This window comes from Polynucleobacter sp. 35-46-11 (genome assembly GCF_002281105.1).
The window spans coordinates 1-6,782 of sequence record NZ_NCFJ01000104.1; the positions used below are offsets into that span (position 1 = coordinate 1).

General features: G+C 46.8%; 6 protein-coding genes. 1 reads left to right on the plus strand and 5 read right to left on the minus strand.

From position 1 onward, the window contains the following. Nucleotides 1–118 precede the first annotated feature (118 nt). Complete coding sequence (gene gltX / locus B7Y67_RS08960; RefSeq protein WP_293598346.1) at nt 119–1,522, minus strand: glutamate--tRNA ligase; 1,404 nt, start codon at nt 1,520–1,522, stop codon at nt 119–121. 68 nt (nt 1,523–1,590) lie between these two features. On the opposite strand from gltX, the gene B7Y67_RS08965 reads away from it, so the two are divergent. Beyond that, on the plus strand, nt 1,591–2,556 hold the full coding sequence (locus B7Y67_RS08965) for an Hsp33 family molecular chaperone HslO (RefSeq protein ID WP_293598347.1): 966 nt from the start codon (nt 1,591–1,593) through the stop codon (nt 2,554–2,556). Between the two features lie 7 nt (nt 2,557–2,563). Here B7Y67_RS08965 and ftsB read toward each other — a convergent pair whose 3' ends face one another. The 4 genes from ftsB to B7Y67_RS08985 are packed head-to-tail and all read right to left on the minus strand — an operon-like array spanning nt 2,564 to nt 6,766. Further along, nucleotides 2,564–2,890, minus strand: a complete 327-nt coding sequence (gene ftsB / locus B7Y67_RS08970) for a cell division protein FtsB (RefSeq protein WP_293598348.1) — start codon at nt 2,888–2,890, stop codon at nt 2,564–2,566. A gap of 20 nt (nt 2,891–2,910) precedes the next feature. Continuing rightward, nucleotides 2,911–4,197: a phosphopyruvate hydratase gene (gene eno, locus B7Y67_RS08975; RefSeq protein ID WP_293598349.1), complete on the minus strand. Its 1,287-nt coding sequence runs from the start codon at nt 4,195–4,197 to the stop codon at nt 2,911–2,913. Between the two features lie 34 nt (nt 4,198–4,231). Beyond that, complete coding sequence (gene kdsA / locus B7Y67_RS08980; RefSeq protein ID WP_293598350.1) at nt 4,232–5,095, minus strand: 3-deoxy-8-phosphooctulonate synthase; 864 nt, start codon at nt 5,093–5,095, stop codon at nt 4,232–4,234. Nucleotides 5,096–5,104: 9 nt separating this feature from the next. Next, on the minus strand, nt 5,105–6,766 hold the full coding sequence (locus tag B7Y67_RS08985; protein ID WP_293598351.1) for a CTP synthase: 1,662 nt from the start codon (nt 6,764–6,766) through the stop codon (nt 5,105–5,107). Between the last annotated feature and the right edge of the window lie 16 nt (nt 6,767–6,782).

Consider the following 6,782-nt stretch of genomic DNA (forward strand, 5'->3'; position numbering starts at 1 on the left):
TGCCATGCAAGCGCTCTCCCAGCTGAGCTATACCCCCGTAATCTCGCTAAAAATCTACAAGACACTCAAAACAATCCAAGATTTTATCCTATTTTTGTACGAGTACGCAAATTCAAGATTAGACGACCTTGGAAAGCCTTTGTACAGCTTCATCCTTGCCCAAAACAACCAAGACAGAATCAATGGCTGGCGTCTGTGTAGTGGCAAATAAGGCGTAACGGACGGGCATTGCTAAGGCTGGCATTTTGATCTGATGTTTGGCTAACACTTCTTTAAAAGCTGCACCATAGGCTGCTTTTGTGTGCTCAGCGGCTTTAAATGCATCGATCAAATCCTTTAGCGCTGGAATGACTTCAGGCGGTATATTTGTTGCGATTTGTTCAGCGGTATGTGCGGGTGCTGGTAGATAAAAAAGCTTAGCACCCTCTGCAATTTCAATCAGAGTATTCGCCCGATCTTTTAGAAGCCCAACCACTTGAACAAAGTTAGGACCTTTTTCAGTATCAATACCAAGTTCATGCGCAAATGGTTTAGTCGCCTCGGCCAGCGCAGTTAAATCTGCATTCTGAATATATTGATGATTGAGCCAAAGCAGCTTTTCAGGATTATGTTGTGCTGGTGATCGGCCAAGGCTATCCAAATCAAACCAATTTACAAATTGTTCTTTGGTGAAAATCTCGGCGTCACCATGGGACCAACCTAGCCTTGCTAGGTAATTCAGAATAGCTTCAGGCAAGTACCCTGCTTTTTGGTAATCACGAACACTCATCGCGCCATTGCGCTTACTCATTTTTTCACCAGAGTCATTAAGAACTGTGGGTAAATGAGCATACACCGGCGGATTGCCGCCGAGTGCCTTCATGATATTAATTTGACGTGGCGTATTGTTTACATGGTCATCACCACGAATCACGTGAGTGATGTTCATATCCAGATCATCCACTACAACGCAAAAGTTATAAGTTGGCGTGCCATCAGGACGAGCAATCACTAGATCATCAAGCTCATCGTTGCTAATTTCAATCTTGCCCTTAACGGCGTCCTCCCAAAAGACAGAGCCGCCAATCGGATTTTTGAAGCGGATCACTGGCAAAACACCCTCAGGAATTGTTGGCAGAGTTTTACCGGGTTCAGGGCGCCACTGACCGTTATACCGCGGCTTTTCTTTATTCGCCATCTGTTGATCGCGCAGCTTATTAAGTTCTTCTTCGCTCATATAGCAAGGGTAAGCAAGACCAGTATCGAGCATTTGCTTAACGACTTCGCGATAACGATCAATGCGTTGCATCTGATAAATCGGGCCTTCATCTAAATCTAGACCAAGCCAAGCCATACCCTCAATGATGACATCGACCGCTTCCTGGGTAGAGCGCTCTACATCGGTATCCTCGATGCGCAAAATGAAGTCGCCTTTGTTGTGACGAGCAAAAGCCCATGGATACAAAGCGCTGCGGAGGTTGCCCAAATGAATAAAGCCCGTTGGACTGGGGGCGAAACGTGTACGTATATTCATAAATGACATTATCTCAGGTTGGCTTTGAATGTCTTGGTTTAGCACGTGAATTCATAAAAAAGTGGATACTTTCACTTATGAACGAATTACTTGTATTTATGTGTGATGGCGCCCCGGTCCGCGGGGAAATTGTTTCCATTAGCAGTGCCTGGCAGGCCGTTTTGGAGCGTCGTAACGACCCCCCTGTAGTGCGGCGTATCTTGGGTGACTTTGTGGGCGCAGCCACTCTCTTAAGCGCCAGCCTCAAGTTCGATGGAACCTTGATTATTCAGGCCCAAAGCAAAGGCCCAATTCAGCTTCTGGTGGTTGAATGTAAGTCAGATTTAACGATGCGGGCTACGGTAAAGCTTTCTGTTGACGCCGACAGTATTGATCCCAATGCAAGCTTGGGCGAACTATTGGATGCGAACAATACGGGGCGGCTTGTCATTACGCTCGATCCATCTGACCGTCAGCCTGGGCAACCTCCTTATCAAGGCATTGTGGCTCTCCAGGAGCATCGTGGCACCGTTATTAAGCCCGTTACTAGTGCTGCTGAGGCCATTGCTCTATATATGCAGAACTCCGAACAATTGGATACCCGCATATGGTTGGCATCCAATGACACCCATGTTGGTGGATTGTTGTTACAGCGCCTGCCAGATTCTGGTGGTCATGCCCATCTTGACCCTCAACTTGCCGCTGAGGGCTGGACCAGAATCCAAACGCTTGGTGAAACCATTACCAACGATGAGTTGTTATCCCTCTCGCCTGAAACCATCCTTCGACGTCTTTTTTTAGAAGAATCTGCAGAGAGTGGTGTCCGCAGCTTCCCGCCCCGCTCCGTTCGCTTTGGCTGCCGTTGTTCACGAGCCAAGGTTGCAGATGTCCTCAGAATGCTCGGCGAAGAGGAGGTGGAAAGCATCCTTGCAGAGCAAGGGGCGGTAGAAACCGAGTGTGATTTTTGCGCCAAAGCCTATCGCTTTGATGCAGTAGATTGCAGACAAGTCTTTAAAACAGACTTACTAGCAGATGCAACCCGGCCACCCTCAAGCGGGCATTAAACGATAGTTACTGCTTGGTGGTTGTTGGCTTCACGCCCTCAGCTGTATTAGAGGCAGACTTTTCATTTGGCAGAATTTGCACGAAGAACTCGCCCTCTTTAAGCATGCCGTGCTCAACACGAGCCCGCTCTTCAATCGCGCGAGTACCTTCCTTTAAGTCCTTAACATCACCTGTCAGTTTGGCATTACGTAAGCTGAGGAGGCTATTTTTAGCCTGCTGCAACTCGAGCTGCTTTTCCATCTCGTAAACCTTCAGCCATCCACCCTTACCCAGCCACAGTGGGTACTGGATTGCAATGAGCAATAGCAGCATAGAGTAGATGACGATACGCATAGACAGGTAAAGGCTATCTATTAGCGTTTCAGGTTATAGAAAACAGATTTTCCTGGGTATGTAGCAACATCACCCAGATCTTCTTCAATACGTAATAACTGGTTGTACTTGGCAATACGATCAGAACGCGACAAAGAACCTGTCTTGATCTGACCAGCGTTTGTGCCAACTGCAATATCAGCAATAGTGCTATCTTCGGTTTCACCGGAGCGATGAGAAATCACAGCAGTGTAGTTAGCACGCTTAGCCATTTCAATCGCAGCAAAGGTCTCTGTCAATGTACCAATTTGATTGATCTTGATAAGGATGGAGTTAGCAATACCCTTCTCAATACCCTCTTTGAGAATACGCGTGTTCGTAACGAACAGATCATCTCCGACCAATTGGATTTTCTTACCCAGTTTCTGAGTAATATCAGCCCATCCATCCCAGTCATTCTCATGCATTCCATCTTCAATGGATACGATTGGGAATTGATCCGCCAAATTGCCAAGGTAGTCTGAGAATTCGCTTGAAGACAACTGCAAACCTTCGCCTGACAAGTGGTACTTACCATCCTTGTAGAACTCACTGGCAGCACAATCTAAAGCCAATAAGACGTCTTCACCTGCTTGATAACCCGCACCCTCAATGGCCTTCATGATGGTCTGCAAACACTCTTGATTGCTCTTGAAGTTCGGCGCAAAGCCGCCTTCATCTCCAACAGTAGTTGGCATACCTTGGGCGCCCAAAATTTTCTTCAATTCATGAAAGATTTCAGCGCCACAACGCAAGGCTTCACGGAAGCTTTGTGCGCCAACTGGCATGATCATAAATTCTTGAATATCCAAGCTGTTATTAGCATGTGCCCCACCATTAACGATGTTCATCATCGGTACTGGTAATTGCATACCACCTGATCCGCCGAAGTAGCGATACAAAGGCAAACCTGTTTCTTCTGCAGCAGCACGAGCCACCGCCATCGAAACAGCCAAGGTTGCATTAGCACCTAAGCGCGCCTTGTTGTGAGTGCCATCAAGCTCGATTAGAGTGTGATCTAAGAAAGCTTGTTCACTAGCATCAAGACCTAAGATGGATTCAGCAATTTCAATATTGATATTTTGAACGGCCTTAAGAACGCCCTTGCCAAGGTAGCGCGCGTTATCACCATCACGAAGCTCAATGGCTTCACGTGAGCCTGTTGATGCGCCTGAAGGGACTGCTGCACGACCCATAACGCCAGACTCAAGCAATACATCACACTCAACCGTGGGATTGCCGCGTGAATCTAAAACTTCTCTACCAATAATGTCAACAATGGCGCTCATGCACCTTCTCCTAAGTAAAAATGAATTTGGGGTATTACTTAAAACTATCTTCTAAAAATGATCCGGGCTTCTTAACAACAGAATCAATTGCCACTAAAGATGTAAGTAGCTCTTTCATGCGATTGAGCGGCACTGCATTTGGACCATCCGAAAGCGCTTTGGCTGGATCTGGATGCGTCTCCATGAATAAGCCACTAATGCCTACTGCAACTGCGGCACGGGCTAATACTGGAACAAACTCGCGCTGCCCACCGCTCGCATTACCTTGTCCGCCAGGAAGCTGAACTGAATGCGTTGCATCAAAAACAACTGGTGCTTTTGCTTCGCGAAGAATTGCTAAGCTACGCATATCTGAAACTAGATTGTTATAACCAAAAGAGGCGCCTCTTTCGCAAACCATAAACTGATCTGGCAGGTTCATCTCAGTAGCTGCTGCACGCGCTTTATCAATCACATTCAGCATTTCATGAGGGGATAAAAATTGACCCTTCTTGAAATTCACTGGCTTACCACTTTGAGCGCAAGCTCGAATGAAATCAGTCTGCCTACATAAGAATGCCGGTGTCTGCAGCACATCAACTACTTTTGAAACCGGTGCAATTTCACTGATGTCATGAATATCTGTCAATACTGGAACACCAATTTCACGTTTAACGCGAGCCAGAATCTCAAGACCCTTCTCCATACCTAAACCCCGGAAAGAAGTGCCTGATGAGCGATTGGCTTTATCAAAAGAAGACTTGTAAATAAATGGTACACCCAGTGCAGAGGTGATGTGTTTTAACTCTCCAGCAATATCCAAAGCCGATTGCTCGGATTCAATAACGCAAGGACCCGCAATCAAAAAGAAGCGATGATCTAAACCAACATCAAAACCACATAACTTAAATGCACTCATTGTGATCTCCTAGGCCGCTTGCTTTTGGGAAGCAGTTTGATGAATTAATGACGCCTTAATGAAAGCAGAAAATAATGGGTGGCCATCACGTGGAGTCGAGGTGAACTCGGGATGGAACTGCACACCAAAGAACCAAGGGTGCATAGTGCTAGGCAACTCCATCATTTCAGGCAAAGACTCGTTTGGTGTTCTAGCAGAAATAATCAGACCAGACTTCTCAAGACGCGGCACGTAAACATTGTTCACTTCATAGCGATGGCGGTGACGCTCATTCACCTCTGGACCATAGATTTCATGGGCTAAGGTACCCGCTTTTACTGGGCAACGCTGTGAACCTAAGCGCATAGTCCCGCCAAGATCAGAATCGTTAGTGCGCTTCTCAACACGACCTTCGCGGTCAACCCACTCGGTAATCAAGGCGACTACTGGGCTCTCGGTCTCAGGATCAAACTCGGTGCTATTGGCCTGAGCAATATTGGCGACGTGGCGAGCAAATTCGATCACAGCCAACTGCATACCCAAACAAATGCCAAGGTAAGGGACATTGTTCTCGCGGGCATAACGAATGGCAGCAATCTTGCCTTCAGTGCCGCGCTTACCAAAACCACCTGGCACTAAGATCGCATCTAAATTCTGAAGACAATCTATGCCATCTTTTTCAATCACTTCAGAATCAATGTAATTGATATTGACGCGTGTGTGATTGTGAATGCCTGCATGCCGCAAAGCTTCGATCAAAGACTTATAGGATTCAGTCAACTCAACATACTTACCAACCATACCAATGGTTACTTCGTGCTGTGGGTTGGCTAGCTCATAAACAAGATTTGCCCAAACAGATAAATCTGCAGGCTTAGCCTGAATATCTAACTCACGACAAATTAAATCATCCATGCCCTGGGCTTGAAGCATCCCAGGAATCTTATAGATGGTGTCAACATCCCATACTGAAATTACAGCTTCTTCGCGGACGTTAGAGAACAGTGAAATCTTTGAGCGCTCATCTTCTGGAATTGGGCGGTCTGCACGACATAAGAGCACTGTGGGCATGATGCCGATTTCACGAAGCTTCTGTACAGAGTGCTGGGTCGGCTTAGTTTTTAATTCGCCAGCGCTACTCAAATAAGGAACCAAAGTAAGGTGCACAAAAGCGCAGCTATGCCTTGGTAGGCGAATGCTCATTTGGCGAGCCGCCTCAAGAAATGGCAGTGACTCGATGTCACCTACAGTGCCACCGATTTCGCAGATCGCAATATCAGCATTGCCATCATGACTCGCTTTGGCCCCCCGCTCTATAAATGCTTGAATCTCATTCGTAATGTGGGGAATCACCTGAACAGTTTTACCTAGGTACTCACCACGTCGCTCTTTGCTGATAACGGATTCGTAGATCTGGCCCGTAGTGAAGTTATTACTCTTACGCATCTTTGCAGATACAAAACGCTCGTAATGCCCTAGATCAAGGTCAGTCTCAGCGCCATCTTCGGTTACGAAGACTTCGCCATGTTGAAGCGGACTCATGGTCCCAGGGTCAACGTTGATATAGGGGTCTAATTTTAGGAGGGTGACTTTCAAGCCGCGGGATTCGAGAATCGCGGCAAGCGAGGCAGCTGCGATTCCTTTCCCTAAAGAAGAAACCACACCACCAGTGACAAAAACGTATTTGGTCATCGCTTAAGCTCTGTTG